Source organism: Xanthomonas sp. F4 (assembly GCF_011761895.1).
On sequence record NZ_JAASQX010000001.1, the window covers coordinates 961,826 to 978,850 of the forward strand.

Genomic DNA, 17,025 nt, shown 5'->3' on the forward strand with positions numbered 1-17,025 from the left:
GCGGAAGCGTCGGGACTAAAGTCCCTCCCACAAGTGATACGTCCTCAAGGTGTCTATCGCCGATCGGCCAGGCGAAGCCGCACCCGACCTACGTCGCCACAGGCAACACCAACGCCGCGCCTTCGACGCAGGCGACCAGGCGCTCGCCCGGCGCCAGCACCGGGGCGACACCGGCAGTGAAGTGCGAGAACGCCGGCAGCACCGTCATGCCGTCGCGCAGCCAGAACGCCGGCCAGCGCGGCCGCAGGCCGGGCAGCTTGACCAGCGGATGCAGGTGACCGCACAGCACGTGGCGCTGCGTATCCGTGGCCGGATCGTGGCGTAGCACGAACGGGCCGTCCTCCACCTCGGTGCCGAGCAGGGCAATGTTCAGCCCGGCGCCGGCCAGGGCGCGGTCGTGGTTGCCGGCGATCGCCGCCACCCGCAACTGCGGATGCTGCGCGCGCCACGCATGCCATTGGCGTTGCCAGTCGGCATCGGGCGCGGCGCCGTGCAGCACGTCGCCGAGGATCCACAGTTCCGCCGCGTCCTGCGCCTGCAGCAAGGCCGACAGCCGCGCCAGGTCGAGCGCGGTGCCGCCGCTGGGCAGGCCGATGCCGGCGCGGCGGAAGACGTCGGCCTTGCCCAGGTGCAGATCGGCGATCAGCAGGCGCCGCCGCGCCGGCCAGTACAGGCCGCGGTCGCCGAGCAGGCGCATCGGTTCGCCGGCCAGCAGCCAGTCCAGTTCAGCGCGCATGGCGCTGCTCCAGTTGCGCCGCCGCACGCATCACCCGCGCCTTCCAGTCCTCGGTGCTGAGCTGGCCGCGGATGCTCTCGGCCCACAGCGGGAACGCCAATGGCGTGAGGCTGCGTGGGCTGTGCAGCGCCAGCTCGCGCGCGGCGCAATCGTCCAGGGTGGCGGCCAGCCGGGTCAGTTCCATCTGGCCCTGCAGCACCTCGCGCTCGGCCTGCGCGAGCAGCAGATGCTCGGGATCGAAGCGGCTCAGCACGTCGTACAGCAGGCCGCTGGAGGCTTGCAGCTGGCGCAGGCTGCGCGGCAGGCGGCCGGGTAGGCTGGGCGGCAACAAGCCGGCGACGCGGGCGATTTCGCGGAACTGGCGTCGCGCCAGTTCGCCCAGGTTGAGGCTCTCGCGCAGATCCTCGAACAACTGCGCCGGACTCAGCAACTCACGCAATAGCGCCGCGTCGATCGGCGCGTCCTCCGCCGGCGACAGCACGAAGCCATAGTCGTTGGCGGCGAAGCTGAAGGTATTGCGCTGCCGTCGGCCCCAGCGCAGCGCCAGCAGCGCGGCCAGGCCTTCGTGCACCTGGCGTCCGGCGAACGGGTACACGAACAGGTGCTGGCCGTCGCGGGCGCGCACGCGCTCGGCCAGCAGCCGCTGCGGCGCCGGCAGGTCCGACAGCGCGCGCTGCAGGCCGAGCAGCGGGGCAAGCGCGCGCAGTTCGGCCTCGCCGCGCGGATCGGCGAACACCGCCTCCACCTCGCGGCCCAGTTCCGAGGACAGCGGCATGCGCCCGCCCATCCATTTCGGCACGCTGCCGTCGCCGCCCTTGGCCAGGCGCACGTAGGCGGTCATGTCCTCCAGCCGCACCAGTTCCAGCAGGCGCCCGGCGAACTGGAAGCGGTCGCCGCGGCGCAGGCGGCCGACGAACTGCTCCTCCACCGCGCCGAGGCGGCCGCCGCGCAGGAAGCGCACCGCGACGCTGCCGTCGCTGGTGATGGTGCCGATCGACAGGCGGTGGCGCAGGGCGATGCGGCGGTCGTGCACGCGGTACAGGCCGTCCGCGTCCAGCACCACCTTGCGGTAGTCGGGGTACTGCGCCAGCGCGCGTCCGCCCTGCACGACGAACTCCAGCACCGCCTGCCAGGTCGGTGCATCCAGCATGGCGAAGGCGGCGGTGCCGCGCAATTCGGCGTACAGCGCATCGGCAGCGAAGCCGCCGCCCAGCGCGCAGGTGATGCAGTGCTGGGCCAGCACGTCCAGCGACAGCCGCGGCGAGGGCCGCGATTCGATGCGGCCGTGGGCGATGGCGCGGCGCGCGGCGGCGTACTCGACCAGTTCCAGCGCGTGCGAAGGCACGCACAGCACGTGGCCGGCCTCGCCGGGGCGATGCTTGGCGCGGCCGGCGCGCTGCAGCAGCCGCGCCACGCCCTTGGGGCTGCCGACTTGCAGCACTTGGTCGACGGCCGGGAAGTCCACGCCCAGGTCCAGGCTCGAGGTCGCCACCACGCAGCGCAGGCTGCCATCGCGCAGGCCTTGTTCCGCAGCGCTGCGCAGCGCCGGGTCCAGCGAGCCGTGGTGCAGGGCCAGGGTGTGCGCCTCTTCCGGCCACACCGAGGTCAGCGCCTGGTGCCACAGCTCGGCTTGCGCGCGGGTATTGGTGAACAGCAGGCTGGTGCGCACCGCGAAGAGTTTTTCCAGTACCCGCGGCAACTGCGCCAGACCCAGGTGACCGGCCCAGGGGAAGCGCTCGCCGACCGCCGGCGCCAGCGTTTCCAGGGTCAGCGTGCGCGGCTTGACTCCGGCTACGATCGGCGCCTGCGGCAAGTGCGGCAGCAGCACGTCGCGCGCCTCGTCCAGGTTGCCGAGTGTGGCCGACAGGCCCCAGGTGCGCAGCGCCGGTGCCCAGCCGCGCAGCCGCGCCAGACACAGTTGCAGCAGCACGCCGCGCTTGTTGCCGAGCAGTTCGTGCCACTCGTCGACGATCACGCAGCGCAGCGTCGCCAGTTGCGGTGCGGTGTCGGGATAGGACAGCAGCAGCGCCAGCGATTCGGGCGTGGTCACCAGCACATCGAGCTTGCCACTGCGTGCCAGGCGCTTGTCGCGCGCGCTGGCATCGCCGGTGCGCAGGCCGATCTGCCAGTCCAGGCCCAGCGCTTGCGCCGGTTCGCGCAGCGCGCGCACGGTGTCGGCGGCGAGCGCGCGCAAGGGGGTGATCCATAGCACTTTCAGATCGCGCTGCGCCTGCCGGCGCGCGCGCGGCGACGTGGCGGTTTTGGCGGCCTTGGCCGCGGCGCTGGCGTTACTGCCGCCGCGTGCGGGCTTCCTGGTGGCTGCCGCGGCCTGCGCACGCAGGCCCTCCAGCAAGGGGCCGCCGAACGCGGCCAGGGTCTTGCCGCTGCCGGTGGGCGTGTGCAGCAGCCCGGAGCCACCGTCCAGGTAATGCCGCCATAGCGCGCGCTGGAACGGCAACGGTTGCCAGCCCTGCTGCGCGAACCAGGCGTACAGCGGCGCATCGGCCGGGCGCCGGCGCGCCGCCGCTGCGCTCATCGCGCCAGCGCCTGCAGCGTGGTCAAGCGGTCGGCCTCGGCGAACGGCTTGTCGTGGCGCCAGCGCAGGATGCGCGGGAAGCGCACGGCGATCCCGGACTTGTGCCGGCTGCTGCGATTCACCGCCTCGAAGCCGAGCTCGAACACTTGATACGGCGTCACCGCGCGCACCGGGCCGAAGCGCTCGGTGGTGTGCGCGCGGATCCAGCGGTCCAGCGCCAGGATCTCGCTGTCGTCCAGCCCGGAGTACGCCTTGGCCACCGGCACCAGTTGCTCGCCGTCCCACAGGCCGAAGGTGTAGTCGGTGTACAGCGTGCTGCGCCGGCCGTGGCCGGCCTGCGCGTACAGCAGCACCGCGTCGATGGTCAGCGGCGCGACCTTCCATTTCCACCAGTCGCCACGGCGGCGACCGGACTGGTAGGGCGAGGTGGCGCGCTTGAGCATCAATCCTTCCACGCCGCGCACGCGGGAATCCTCGCGCAGCGTCGCTGCCTGTTCCCATGTCGCGGCCTGCACCTGCGGCGACAGGGTCAGGCGCGGATCGGCATGCGCCTCCAGCAATGCCTGCAGCTGCGCGCGGCGCTGCTGCAGCGGCTGCTCGCGCAGATCCTGGCCATCCAGTTCCAATAGATCGTAGGCGAGCACCCGCGCTGGCGTGTCGGCCAGGGTCTTGGCGCCGGGCTTGCGGCGCTGGATACGGGTCTGCAGCGCGGTGAACGGCAGCGGCGCGGTGTCGCCGTCGCGCCAGACCAGCAGTTCGCCATCGATCACCGCATCGCGCGACAGCGTCGCCGCGGCCGCTTCGATCTCCGGGAAGCGCCCGTCCAGGCGCTCCTCGCCGCGCGACCACAGCGCCACCTCGCCGTCGCGGCGGATCAGTTGCAGGCGGATGCCGTCCCACTTCCATTCCAGCAGCCAATCGTCGAGCGCGCCGAGCGTGGTGGCCTCGGCTTCCAGCGGCGAGGCGAGGAAGAACGGGTAGGGCTGCTGGCGGTCGCTGGGCAGCACCTCGTCGGACAGCAACTGTTCCAACGCCTGCGGCGTCGGCGACCACGCGCCGAGCATGCGCTGGGCGATGCGCGCGATGTCGATCCCGGACATCGCCGCCAGCGCCTGCTGCACCAGCCGCTGCGACACGCCCACGCGCAGCGCGCCGGTCAGCAGCTTGTTGAACAGCAGGCGTTCGTCGAAGGCCAGGCTGCGCCAGCCGGCCACGACCGCGGCGCGGCGTGCGGCGTCGTCCTGCGCGGCCACCGGCAGCAGACGGTCTTCGATCCAGTCGCGCAGCGGCGCCGGGTCCGGCGTTTCCGCCGGATCGTCGAGCAGCAGGGTCAGGGTCTCGGCGAGATCGCCGACGTGGTCGTAGCTGTCGTCCACCAGCCAGCCGGGCAGGCCGCTTTCCTGCGCGATCCACTCGCGCAGTTCGCGGGTGTTGGCAATGCGTCGCAGCTTGCCGCCGCTGAGCAGCCAGATCGCCCAGGCCGCATCGGCCGGCGGCGCCTGCTCGAAATACGCGACCAGCGCGGCGCGCTTGTCCAGCGTCGCGGTGCTCTGGTCCAGTTGCCGATACAGCGCGGCGAAGCGCTTCATTCCTCGCCACCGTAGTCGGTGCGGAACGCCTCGGCGGCAACGCCGCGTTCGTTGAGTGCGCGGATGATCGCGTCGGTGTTGCCGTGGGTGGCGATCACCCGGCGTGCGCCGGTTTCATCGATGGTGCGCAGCAGATCGGGCCAGTCGGCATGATCGGACACGACGAAGCCGCGGTCGTAGTTGCGGCGGCGGCGGTTGCCGCGCAGTCGCATCCAGCCCGAGGCGAAGCCGAGTTGCGCGTGGCGGAAACGGCGCAGCCACGGGCTGCCGGCGGCCGACGGCGGCGCCAGCACCAATTGCCCGGCGTAGTCGGCGCGCTTGTCCAGTTCGGACACCGTGCGCGTGTCCAGCATCGCCACGCCAGCCTCGCGGTACACCGCCACGCCGGCCGCCACCGCGCCGTGCAGCAGCGCCGGCTGGTCGTCCCACGGCTGCAGTTCGGCGAGCACGCGCTGTGCCTTGCCCAGCGCGTAGCAGAACAGCACGGCGGCCTCGCCGCGCGCGCCGCACTCGCGGCGCCAGGCGACGATCTCGCGCGCGACATCGCTGGTGTCCGGCCAGCGGTACACCGGCAGGGCGAACGTGGCCTCGGTGATGAAGGTATCGCAACGCACCACCTCGAACGGTGCGCAGGTCGGATCGGGCTGGCGCTTGTAGTCGCCCGAGGCCACCCAGACCTCGCCATCCACCTCGATGCGCACCTGCGCCGAGCCGAGCACATGCCCGGCCGGATGCAGCGAGACCTGCGCCCGGCCCAGCGTGAAGCGGGTGCCGTAGTCGTAGGCGCGATAGGCCTGCTCGCCCAGTCGCCAGCGCAGGATCGGCAGGCCGGCGGCGGCGCAGTGGTACTCGCCCATGCCCGAGCGCGCATGGTCGCCATGGCCGTGGGTGATGACCGCACGCGGCACCGGCCGCCAGGGATCGATATGGAAGTCGCCGGCGGGGCAGTACAGCCCTTCCGGGCGCAGCACCACCAGGTCCTGGGAAGCGGCATTCGGCATGGCCGTCACTGTGTCCAAGCCGGTGTGCAGGAGATGAGAATCCGCCATGCGCGTTCGCGGCGGCGCGACGGATCGGCCACAATGCGCCAAGCGCTTCTGGGAGGGAGATGCATGCACACGGACCTGCCGGCGTTCGCCACGCATACGGTCGACAACCAGCCGCCGCCGTTCGAACCGCGCGATCTGTGGGCCGATGACGCGGTGCTGCGCGCCGCCAGCGCACGCGAAGGCGCCGACGCCTTCGCCGCGGCGCTGGCGCATTACGGTGCGCTCGCCGGCGACACGCTGTACCGGCTCGGCTTCGACGCCAATCGCGACCGTCCGCGGCTGCGCACGCACGACCGCTACGGCCACCGCATCGACACGGTCGAGTTCCATCCGGCCTATCACCAGCTGCTGGACGCGGCCAAGCGCCATGGCGTGGCGGGGCTGTCCTGGCATGCCCCGCAGCCGGGCGCACACGTGGCGCGCGCGGCGCTGAGCTACCTGCACCACCAGGCCGAAGCTGGCACCAGTTGCCCGCTGACCATGACCCACGCCGCGGTCGCGGTGCTGCGCCAGGACCCGGCCTTGCGCGAATGGGCCGACAAGGCCGCCGCGCCGCATTACGACCCACGCGATGTGCCGATCGCCGACAAGGCCGGCATCACCCTGGGCATGGGCATGACCGAGAAGCAGGGCGGCTCGGACGTGCGCAGCAACGCCACCGTCGCCACGCCGCTGGACGACGCCGGCGCGTACAGCCTGGTCGGACACAAGTGGTTCTTCTCCGCGCCGATGTCCGACGGCTTCCTTGTGCTGGCGCAGGCGCCGGGTGGCCTGACCTGCTTCCTGCTGCCGCGGCGCCTGCCCGACGGCAGCCTCAACGCGCTGCGGCTGATGCGGTTGAAGGACAAACTGGGCGACTGGTCCAACGCGTCCAGCGAAGTGGAATTCGCCGGTGCCTGGGCGCAGCGCGTCGGCGAGGAGGGACGCGGGGTGGCGCGCATCATCGGCATGGTGATGCTGACCCGCCTCGACTGCATGCTCGCCGCCGCCGCGCAGATGCGCATGGCCCTGGCGCAGGCGCTGCACCACACGCGGCATCGCATCGCGTTCGGCAAGCGCCTGATCGAGCAGCCGCTGATGCGCAACGTGCTGGCCGATCTGGCGCTCGAATCCGAAGCCGCCACCGCGTTCGCGCTGCGCGTGGCGCGCGCGGTGGACGCGGCCGACACCGACGCGTCGGAAGCGGCGTTCGCGCGCATCGCCACCGCGCTGGGCAAGTACTGGCTGTGCAAGCGCGCGCCGGCCTTCGTCAACGAGGCGCAGGAATGCCTGGGCGGCGCCGGCTACGTCGAGGAGTCGATCCTGCCGCGGCTGTACCGGCAGGCACCGCTGAATTCGATCTGGGAGGGCAGCGGTAACATCCAGTGCCTGGACGTGCTGCGCGCGCTGGCGCGCGAACCCGCCAGCGCGGCTGCGGTGCTGGCGGAGCTGGAGACGGCGGCCGGCACCGACCCGGCCTACGACGCAGCGGTGAACGCATTGCGCCCGCCATTGAGCGGCGCCGCGTCCACCGACGAGTACACCGCGCGCCAGTTGGCCGAACGCCTGACGCTGGCCCTGCAGGCGGCGGTGCTGCTGCGCAGCGCCAGCCCGGCAGCCGCGAGCTTCGTACGCAGCCGCCTTGCCGGCGCGCACGGCCTGGCCTTCGGCACGCTGGAGGCGGGTGTGCCGGTCGAGGAACTGCTGGCGCGCGCCTTGCCGTAGGCGTGCGACATCGCGCCCTCGCCCTGTGGGCACGGACGGCCGGCGCTTCCTTCTCCCTCCGGGACCACGGCTCCCTTTTTGGGGGAAGGTGCACGGAAGCGGCGGATGAGGGGGCGGCAGCCAGCGTTGCCAGGCAGCAAGTGCAGCGATCACAGGCGCTGCGCAGCCGTACCCTCACCCCAACCCCTCTCCCGGCGGGAGAGGGGCTAGGCTTCTACGGTGCTTTAGATGCGCGGCATGGCGGCCCATGGCGCCCTCATCCGCTGGAAGGAAACGGGCCGGCAACTCCTTCTCCCTCCGGGAGAAGGTGCCCCGAAGGGGCGGATGAGGGGGCGACCGTGCGCCATGTCGTTCTGACTGTACGTGGCTGCGCCCGTACCCTCACCCCAACCCCTCTCCCGACGGGAGAGGGGCTAAGCGTCTGCAATGCCATGGGCGTGCGGCATGTCGCCCATCGCGCCCTCGCCAACTCGGAATCGACTGGCTGGCGCTCCCTTCTCCCCTCGGGAGAAGGTGCCCCGAAGGGGCGGATGAGGGTACGACGGCCAGCGCAACCGCACAGCAAGTGCAGCGACCACAGGCGCTGCGCAGCCGTACCCTCACCCCAACCCCTCTCCCGGCGGGAGAGGGGCTAGGCTTCTACGGTGCTTTAGATGCGCGGCATGGCAGCCCATGGCGGCCTCATCCGCTGGAAGGAAACGGGCCGGCAACTCCTTCTCCCTCCGGGAGAAGGTGCCCCGAAGGGGCGGATGAGGGTACGACGGCCAGCGCAACCGCACAGTAAGTGCAGCACCACAGGCGGCGCGCAGCCGTACCCTCACCCCAACCCCTCTCCCGGTGGGAGAGGGGCTAGGCTCCCGCGAATCCCCAATCCCCAATCCCCAATCCCAGCGCCAAAGGCGCTAATGCCTCCCGCGTTTCCCGCCCCGCACCGGCGTTGCCTCGACCGACAGGGTGAAGCTGCGCTCCTCGCCGTCGAGCATGGCGCCGACGCCGACCAGTTGGCGCTTGATCTCCTCGCCGCGGCCGTTGCGGATGCTGACCAGCACGGTGTATTCCCAGGCGCTGCCGTCGTCCGGATGGCGGATGCTGCCCTCCACCCGCAGCGGCACCAGCGCCGACGGCGCCGACTGCTGCAGCACCGCCGAATCGAAGCGCAGGTGGTGCTTGCACGCCGGGCAGACGCTGGCGCTTTCGAGGATGGTGGCCTTGCAGTGCGGGCAGGTCCGGGTCGCCCCCGGACTGCCGGGACGCGGGCTGCTCATGCGCCGGCGTCGGACTCCGCGGGCTTGCCGCCCTTGCGGGCGTGCTTGTCGTCGTCCCAGCCGAAGTCGGCCTGGCCGCGCATGCGCGAGCCGGCGGCCACGGTCAGCGAGCCGGCCTTGACGTCGCCGATCAGTGCGCCGGAAGCGAGCAGCTCCACCCGCGAGGCCGATTCGATGTTGCCCTCCAGCTCGCCGGCGATGACCACCTTGTCGGCGCGCACGCCGCCACTGAGCTTGGCGCCGGTCTCGATGGTGAGATCGCCCTGCACGTTGACGTCGCCCTTGAACTTGCCGGCGATGCGGATGTGGCCGGTGCCCTCGATCTTGCCTTCGATGCTGATGTCGGCGGCGATCAGCGATTCCTTCGCCGCCGGGGCGGGCGCGGGTGCGCGGGCCGCAGGCGCGGCGGCGGCGACCGCGGCGAGCGGTTCGCCGGGGGCGGTGTCGCCCGGCGGGCGCGGCTCCGGCGGCAATGCGCCGTTGCCGGGAACGGGCGGCAGGCCATCCTTGCGCGCGGGACCCTGGTCTTTCCAGATGGACATGGGCTGTCGTCTCCAGTCGGGGGAAGCGCGACTATCGCCGCTCTATCGCGTCGGTTTTGTGACGCTTTCTTCAAAACGGCCGCTGGGCGTGTCGCCGCCGCCGGTTCAGCCCATGCCGTCCAGCGACGCGTCGTAGGCCTGCACCTGGTTGCGGCCGCAGCGCTTGGCCCGGTACAGCGCCGCGTCGGCCTTGCGCAGCAGGGTGGTGGCGACCACGCCGTCGCGCGGATAGCTGGCCACGCCGAGCGACATGGTCACCGCCGGCAGCGCCTTGCCGTCCACGCTGGCGCTCAGTTGCTGGGCGGCGCTGCGGATCTGTTCGGCGATGGCCTGCGCCTGTTCCGTGTCGGTCTCCGGCAGGATCACCGTGAACTCTTCGCCGCCGTAGCGGCAGGCGATGTCTTCGCCGCGCAGCCGTGCCGACAGCATCTGCCCGACCGCGGCCAGCAGGCTGTCGCCGCCGCCATGGCCGTGCAGGTCGTTGAACTGCTTGAAGTGGTCCACGTCCAGCATCAGCAGCGACAGCGGCATCTGCCGGCGCCCGCAGCGGGCCAGTTCGTGGTTGAGCGATTCTTCCAGGTAGCGCCGGTTGAACAGGCCGGTGAGCGGGTCGCGGATCGACTGCAGGCGCAGCGACTCGCGCAGGCGCAGGTTGCTCAGCGCCAGCGACAACTGCTCGGCGGCGGCCTCGGCGATGGCGACGCGCGGCAGTGGGCCAGCGCCGCGCCCGGCCAGGAACACGAAGCCCAGCTGCGTGCCCTGCGCCGACAAGGGGATGCAGGCGGTGCTGGCGCCGGCGGCGTACGGATCCTCGCGCAGATGCGCACAGGCCGAGTCGTGGCCTTGTGCGTGCACGAAGTGGCTCTTGTCGCGGCGCAAGGCCCAGCAATCCTGCGGTGCCACGGCCGGCTCGCTGCCGACCGGCGGCTGGCCCCAGCTGACGATCTGCTCGGCGCGGTCGCGCGAGGCGCGCAGCAGGTAGACGCTGCCGCCGGTGTCGGGCATCAGCGCGGCGAGCAGGCGCGCGGTCACCGTCAGCGCCTCGGCCGGTTCCGCGCAGCTCTGCAGCAGGCCGGTGTAGCGGCTGAGCGCGTTGAGGTCGGCACTGGTGCGCTCCAGTTCGCGGATGCCCGCTTCCATCTTCTCGTTGGCGATCGAGGCGGCCTGCTCGGCGTTGGCGCGGTTGCGCAGTTCGCGGAACAGCAACGCATAGACCACGCCGACGCTGCCCAGGCCGAACGGGATGCCGGCCAGCGCCAGGCCCAGCAGCATGTCCGCGCTGCGCTGACTGGAGCGATCGCGGCTCTGCAACAACTGCAGTTCCGCGTCGGTCATCTGCTGCACCTGGTCGCGGACCGCGGTGGAACTCTGGTAGACGTTCGGCGCCATCGCCCGCTGCAGCGCTTCCAGGCCGTCGCGTTGGTACACGACGAGCATCCGTTGCATCTGCGTGAGGCGCGTATTCACCAGTTGCTGCAGCACCTGCACGTTGGCGATCTGCACGGGGTTGTCGGCGACCAGCTTGCGCAGTTGCGCCAGATGTCGCGGCACCCGCTCGGCGCTGTCGTGATAGGTGGTGAGATAGGCCTGGTTGCCGGTCAACTCGTAGCCGCGCACCGCCGATTCGGTCATCAGCAAGGTGGATTGCACCTCGTCGATGTTGCGCAGCACTTCGTGGGTGTGGGCGACGCGCGCGGCGTCGGAAATCGCGCGTTGCGCCCCGGAGAACACGCCAAAGCCGATCAGCACAAAGACCGCGGCGGAGAAGAGCAGGGCGAGGCGCGTTCTGGCCCGCACGCGAAGAAGGATCGGCATCGGAAAATTCTACTGTGACGCCGCAACAGCCTTGGACCGGCGTCACAAAAAAGCGTGCCGAAACGCAGCAGCGCACGGCACGCGCTGCACGGCGGCTGCCGCTCCCGCACGTGCGGGAGCGGCAGGTGACTCAATGGCGCTCGCGGTCGCCGTTGTGCGGGTCTTCGTTGGCGTTCTCGCGTGCCTTGTCGGCGACCTTCTGCGCCGCATTCGCGGTGGCTTCGCTGGCATCGGCCGCCATTTCCTTGGCCGCGGCCGAGGCGTCCTGCACGGCCTCGGAATTGGCGGCACGGTGCGCGGCGTCGCGCGCGTCGGCGGCGACCTCGCGCCCAGTCTGCGCGACCTGGCCCGCGGCTTCCTTGGCGGCTTCGCCGGTCTGCTCGGCGGCGACCTTGGCGTCGCGTTGCGCCTGCTGCGATTCGGGACCCTGGCAGCCGGCCAGTGCAAGGGCGCCCAGCAGGGCCACGATCGGGGTCTTGTTCATGCGGCTTCTCCGTCCACGGGTGGGTGACGCGGCGCAGCCTAGGCGGGCGCGCATGCAGCCTGCGTCAAGGCGCGCGGGCAAGTGTTCAGGATGGCGGCGCAGGGAGGGACGTGTGGCGTGGGACGGCCCAGCGCGTCCTGTCATGCGCGCGCCATGCGTTCACGGGTGGACGGAGTGGTCGAAATCTTCATCGGCCGATTCGCGGTACTTGGTGCGCCGGCGCGAAGGCGGTACGCGATTCCCGATGGCAGTGTCGGCGAGCCGGGCCCGCCATGCCCCAGCTTGCGGGGAGATTTGCCGCGTGTCGCGCAGTGCGTGCGTGGGCGCCTGCATCGCGGCGGAGCGGCAACCTCACGTTGGCGTGGGTGCGTGCGCGGCATGTGCCGCGGGGAGCGTGTGCGACGACACCGGGCGCGCAGCGCTGCGGCGTCTGCGCGCGTCGCGGCGTGATAGCGCCGCCATTGCGATCGCCCGGAGGCAGCAGCGCGGTGCGGTGCCGATCGCACCCTTTCGTCGTCGCACCCGCCAATCGCCAGGCAAAGAAAAAGCCGCTGGCGGACCAGCGGCTCTTTCAGGACTGCAAAAAGCAAGAAGTGATTACTTCTTGGCTTCCTGAGCAGCGTCCTTGGCCTTGTCGGCGGTGTCTTCCGCAGCCTTGGCGGTGTCGGCAGCCTTGTCGGCAGCGGCATCGGTCGGGGCAGCGGCGGCAGCGGCCGAAGCGTCGGCAGCGGTGTTGGCGGCGGTCGCGGCGGTGTCGGCAGCAGCCTGAGAGGCGTCGGCGGTCGGGGCGCCGGCGGCAGCCGACTGGTCGGCAGCAGCCTGGGCGTCGGTGGCGGCTTCGTTAGCCGACTGCGCGGCGTCCTGGGCCTGCTCCTGCTTCGAGCACGCGGCCAGGGCCAGGCCCAGGGCCATTGCGATCAGCAGCTTGTTGATGCTCATTGTGTCTATCCTCGTCGTTTAGTTAGGCAACGCGCGAATGCGCGCCCTCAACATGATGACAAGCCAAAGTCGGCTGTCAAGCGCACGCGCATTCATTTTTGTGTTTCAGGGGTTAATTCCAGTCAAATCAATTCGATGGCGACCGCTGTCGCTTCGCCACCCCCGATGCACAGGGTCGCGATTCCGCGGCGACCGCCACGGCTGCGCAACGCATTTAGCAATGTCACCAGCAGGCGCGCACCGGAGGCGCCGATCGGATGGCCGAGCGCACAGGCACCGCCGTGGACGTTGATCTTGGCATGGTCCAGGCCCAGTTCCTTGATCGGCACCATGGCCACCACGGCGAAGGCTTCGTTGATCTCGAACAGGTCGACCTGGTCCAGGCTCCAGCCCACCTGATCGAGCAGCTTGCGGATCGCGCCGACCGGTGCGGTGGTGAACCATTCCGGCGCCTGCGAGAAGGTCGCGTGGCCGACGATCCGCGCCAGCGGCGCGACGCCGCGGCGCGCGGCCTCGTCGGCACCCAGCAGCACCAGCGCGGCGGCGCCGTCGGAGATGCTCGAGGAACTGGCCGCGGTGACCGTGCCGTCCTTCTTGAACGCCGGCTTCAGCGCCGGGATCTTGGTCACGTCGGACTTGCCCGGCTGCTCGTCGCTGTCGACCTGCACCTCGCCCTTGCGGGTGGCGACGGTCACGGGGACGATTTCCGCAGCGAAGGCGCCATCGCGCTGCGCGGCCTGCGCGCGGTTCACCGATTCGATCGCGAACGCGTCCTGGTCCTGGCGGCTGAAGCCGAACTTCTCCGCGGTGGCCTCGCCGAACACGCCCATCGCCTGGCCGTCGTCGGGATTGGTCAGGCCGTCCCAGGCCATGTGGTCGACCGCCTGGAAGTTGCCGTAGCGGTTGCCGGTGCGCGAGTTCGGCAGCATGTGCGGCGCGTTGCTCATCGACTCCATGCCGCCGGCGACGACGATGCTGGCCGAACCGGCCTTGATCAGGTCGTGGCCGAGCATCACCGCCTTCATGCCCGAGCCGCAGACCTTGTTGATGGTGGTGGCGCCGGTGCCGTCGGGCACGCCGGCCGCGCGCGCGGCCTGGCGGGCGGGAGCTTGGCCGAGATTGGCCGGCAGCACGCAGCCCATGATGACTTCGGAGACATCCGCGGCGGGGATGCCGGACTGCTCCAGCGCGGCGCGGATGGCCGCGGCGCCCAGCGTCGGCGTGGGTACGCCGTTGAACTGGCCCAGGAACGCGCCGATGGCGGTGCGCTTGGCCGCGGCGATGACGATCTCGGTCATGGCAAACCCTTACGAAAGTGGTTTTCCGATTATCGGCCGCGGCGCGGGTTCTGCCAATCGCAGGTGCCCGGGGTGGCCGTTCCGCGAACGCTGTTTCGGTGTAGATTGGCGTGGGTCATCGCCGTCGCCGACGTCCGATGAATGGAATGGCACCGGTCGGTGCGGCAGATCAAGGTAGAGGGGAAGAACATGCGGGCATTGATGGCACGGTCGCTGCTGGCGGCCGCGGTGGCGGTTGCGCTGACCTCGTGCGGTGGCGGCGGTGGCGGTGGCGGCAATCTGGTCCATGGCAGTCCGCCGCCGACCTCGCCGCCTCCGCCCCCACCGCCGCCGCCGCCCCCTCCGCCGCCGACGTCACCGCCGCCGACCTCGCCACCTCCGCCGCAGCCGGCGTTCGACGCGCATCTGACCCTGACCAATACGCTGGCCGCGCACAGCGCCGGCTACGACGGCAGCGGCTACCGCATCGGCGTGGTCGACACCGGCGTCAACCGCAACCATCCGGCGCTGGCCGGGCGGGTGGTGTCGAACCTGATCTACGTCGATCCGAGCCAGAACAACACCAAGGTCGACGACGTCGACGGCCACGGCACCACCGTGGCGCAGCTGGCGGCGGGCAAGTCGGTCGGGCAGTGGCCGGGCGGCATCGCGCCGGGCGCGCAGATCGTGTCCGCACGCATCATTGCCGATACCCCGCCCAAGGACGACGGCAGCGGCAGCGGCAACCAGGTCAGTGGCGGGCTGGGCCTGACCCAGGTCCACCAGGACCTGATCAATGCCGGCGTCAAGGTGATGAACAACTCCTGGGGCGGCATCTACTGGACCGACCTGAACTCGACCAACGCCATCGCCGCCGAGTACCGCCCGTTCGTGATCGGCAACGGTGGCCTGGTGGTGTTCGCCGCCGGCAACGAATCCAAGTCCACACCCTCGGACATCGCTTCGCTGCCCAGCAAGTCCGGCCCCAACGGTACCCTGCCGGCGGCGGACCTGGAGCGCGGCTGGCTGGTGGTGGCGGCGACGGATTCGAGCACCGGCACGCAGCTGGCCTCGTATTCCAACGCCTGTGGCGCGGCGATGCGCTACTGCCTAGTCGCGCCCGGCACCGAGGTGTTCGTCGATCCCAAGGCCACCTCCGCCAGCAACCCCGACTACTACTACGGCAGCGGCACCTCGTTCGCGGCGCCGCTGGTGTCCGGTGCGGCGGCGCTGGTCTGGCAGGCCTTCCCGTATTTCACCAACGACCTGGTCCGGCAGACCCTGCTCGGCACCGCCACCGACCTGGGCACGCCGGGCGTGGACGCGACCTTCGGCTACGGCCTGCTCAACGTCGGCAAGGCGGTGCAGGGACCTGGCCGCTTCGACTGGGGCGACGTGACCGTGGGCTTCACCGGCAGCTCGACCTGGGCCAACGACATCGCCGGCAGCGGCGGCCTGATCAAGCAGGGCAGCGGCACGCTGACCCTGAGCGGCACCCAGAACACCTATAGCGGCGACACCCAGGTGCAGGGCGGCACACTCAGCGCGGCCAGCCTGGGCAGCTCGAACGTGGCGATCAGCAATGGCGCCACCTTCGTCGGCACCGGCGCGCTCGGCGGCAGCGTCGCCAATGCCGGCACCTTCCAGGTCGGCGCGGCCACCCTGAGCCTGAGCGGCAACTACGTGCAGAGCAGCAACGGCCGGCTGGCCCTGCTGGTCGGCGACAAGCTCTCGGTCGGCGGCAGCGCCGTCCTGCAGGGCGGTTCGCTGTACGTGCTGGGCAAGCGCGACTACGTGGTCAACAACACCGCGTACAGGGTGCTGGAGGCCAACGGCGGGCTCACCGGCACGTTCGCCTCGGTGACCACGCCGTCGAACGTGTTCCTGACCTCGTTCCTGTCCTACGACGCCACCAGCGCCTCGATCACCGTGCAGGCGCTGAGCGTCACCGCCGCCGCGGCCAGTTTCGGCAACATCACTGCGGCGACTCTGGCGTCGGCGACGCGCGTGGATGCGGCGTTCGCGCAGCTCAACACGCAGCTGAGCCACGACCCGGCCACGGTCGACGGCGCCCTGCTCAAGGCGGCCGGCGCAGTGCAGCAGTCGCCGAGCGTGGCGGCGGCGTCGGCGACGCTGCGCAGCCTGTCCGGCGAGGCGCATGCCGCGGCCACCGCGATGACCTTCGACACCATGGACCTGCAGCGGCGCGCGCTGTCCAGCCGCTTCGATACGCTGGTCGAACGACCGCGCGCGGTCGGCGCCTGGAGCCAGCGCCTGGGCGAGACCGGGCAGGGCAGCTTCGCCGGCAGCGAGTTCCAACTCGATGGCTGGCTGATGGGCCAGGACCTGCGCCTGAACGACCATCTCGTCGCCGGCGTCGCCTTCGGCGAGAGCCGCGCCAGCGATGCCGGCAGCCTGGACCGCAGCCGCAACCGCCAGGTGCAGGGCCAGGCCTATCTCGGTGCGATGGCCGGCAATGCCTACGCGCTGGCGCAACTGGGCAGCGGCCAGTACCAGCGCCAGCTCGACCGCAGCCTGCTGCTTGGCGACACCGTCGCCGACGCCTCCAGCCGCTATGCCGGGCGCTTCCTGTCCTCCAGCGTCGAGGTCGGCTATCGGTTCGGGCGCGGCCCGGCGTGGCTGACCCCGTATGCCGGCGCTGACTACAGCCGCATCGACAGCGATGGCTTCCGCGAACAGGGCGGCGATGGCTTCGGGCTGATGGCCGGCGCGGCCAGTTCCTCGCGCAGCCAGGCGCTGGCCGGCCTGCGGGGCGGATTCGGCGGGCGCGGCTGGTCGCTGCAGGGCTATGCCGAGTGGCAGCAGACGCTGGCCACGCAGGGCTTGGAGCGGCAGGCCAGCTTCGTCGGCGTGAACGCGTGGGCGCCGCTGGTGGACCTGCAGCCGGCGCGCTCGGGCGGGCTGTTCGGCGCCAGCCTGCAGACGCGCTGGAACGGCGCGCTGCTGGGCCTGGGCTACGACCAGCGCTTCGGGCCGCGCGGCGACGACCGCGCGGTGTCGCTGAACTATCGCCTGGGCTTCTGAGTCCCGTATCCGTCCGGCGCGTGCTGCGCCGGCTCGGGGTCGAT

12 protein-coding genes are annotated in these 17,025 nt (G+C 71.1%); 2 read left to right on the plus strand and 10 right to left on the minus strand.

Features of this window, described 5'->3' with window-relative positions:
• Nucleotides 1–88 precede the first annotated feature (88 nt).
• The 4 genes from pdeM to FHR66_RS04365 are packed head-to-tail and all read right to left on the minus strand — an operon-like array spanning nucleotide 89 to nucleotide 5,862.
• Nucleotides 89–736 (minus strand): ligase-associated DNA damage response endonuclease PdeM, encoded by a 648-nt coding sequence (gene pdeM / locus FHR66_RS04350; protein ID WP_167087434.1) that lies wholly within the window; start codon nucleotides 734–736, stop codon nucleotides 89–91.
• A complete protein-coding gene (locus FHR66_RS04355; RefSeq protein ID WP_167087436.1) occupies nucleotides 726–3,272 on the minus strand; it encodes a ligase-associated DNA damage response DEXH box helicase in 2,547 nt (848 codons plus the stop codon). Before FHR66_RS04355 ends, pdeM begins: the two co-directional genes overlap by 11 nt.
• Nucleotides 3,269–4,861: an ATP-dependent DNA ligase gene (locus FHR66_RS04360; RefSeq protein ID WP_167087438.1), complete on the minus strand. Its 1,593-nt coding sequence runs from the start codon at nucleotides 4,859–4,861 to the stop codon at nucleotides 3,269–3,271. Before FHR66_RS04360 ends, FHR66_RS04355 begins: the two co-directional genes overlap by 4 nt.
• Nucleotides 4,858–5,862 carry a ligase-associated DNA damage response exonuclease gene (locus FHR66_RS04365; RefSeq protein WP_167087440.1) on the minus strand — a complete coding sequence of 335 codons (1,005 nt, stop codon included), beginning with the start codon at nucleotides 5,860–5,862 and terminating at the stop codon, nucleotides 4,858–4,860. The genes FHR66_RS04360 and FHR66_RS04365 overlap by 4 nt, the downstream gene beginning before the upstream one ends.
• 96 nt (nucleotides 5,863–5,958) lie before the next feature.
• Between FHR66_RS04365 and FHR66_RS04370 the strand changes: the two genes are divergently transcribed.
• Entirely contained in the window at nucleotides 5,959–7,614 is a 1,656-nt protein-coding gene (locus FHR66_RS04370) for an acyl-CoA dehydrogenase family protein (RefSeq protein ID WP_456361740.1), read from the plus strand.
• 902 nt (nucleotides 7,615–8,516) lie between these two features.
• Here FHR66_RS04370 and FHR66_RS04375 read toward each other — a convergent pair.
• The 6 genes from FHR66_RS04375 to FHR66_RS04400 form a co-directional block, all read right to left on the minus strand.
• Nucleotides 8,517–8,879, minus strand: coding sequence for a hypothetical protein (locus FHR66_RS04375; protein ID WP_010342294.1), 363 nt, complete (start codon nucleotides 8,877–8,879; stop codon nucleotides 8,517–8,519).
• Nucleotides 8,876–9,421, minus strand: coding sequence for a polymer-forming cytoskeletal protein (locus FHR66_RS04380; protein ID WP_167087444.1), 546 nt, complete (start codon nucleotides 9,419–9,421; stop codon nucleotides 8,876–8,878). Before FHR66_RS04380 ends, FHR66_RS04375 begins: the two co-directional genes overlap by 4 nt.
• 105 nt (nucleotides 9,422–9,526) lie before the next feature.
• Entirely contained in the window at nucleotides 9,527–11,236 is a 1,710-nt protein-coding gene (locus FHR66_RS04385; RefSeq protein ID WP_208417127.1) for a diguanylate cyclase, read from the minus strand.
• Between the two features lie 130 nt (nucleotides 11,237–11,366).
• Nucleotides 11,367–11,720: a hypothetical protein gene (locus FHR66_RS04390; protein WP_160948353.1), complete on the minus strand. Its 354-nt coding sequence runs from the start codon at nucleotides 11,718–11,720 to the stop codon at nucleotides 11,367–11,369.
• Between the two features lie 597 nt (nucleotides 11,721–12,317).
• Nucleotides 12,318–12,659, minus strand: coding sequence for a hypothetical protein (locus FHR66_RS04395; RefSeq protein ID WP_167087446.1), 342 nt, complete (start codon nucleotides 12,657–12,659; stop codon nucleotides 12,318–12,320).
• Nucleotides 12,660–12,781: 122 nt separating this feature from the next.
• A complete protein-coding gene (locus tag FHR66_RS04400) occupies nucleotides 12,782–13,957 on the minus strand; it encodes a thiolase family protein (protein ID WP_167087448.1) in 1,176 nt (391 codons plus the stop codon).
• Nucleotides 13,958–14,158: 201 nt separating this feature from the next.
• Here FHR66_RS04400 and FHR66_RS04405 point away from each other — a divergent pair, with 201 nt between their 5' ends.
• A complete protein-coding gene (locus FHR66_RS04405) occupies nucleotides 14,159–16,981 on the plus strand; it encodes an autotransporter serine protease (RefSeq protein WP_260302656.1) in 2,823 nt (940 codons plus the stop codon).
• The last annotated feature ends 44 nt before the right edge of the window (nucleotides 16,982–17,025 follow it).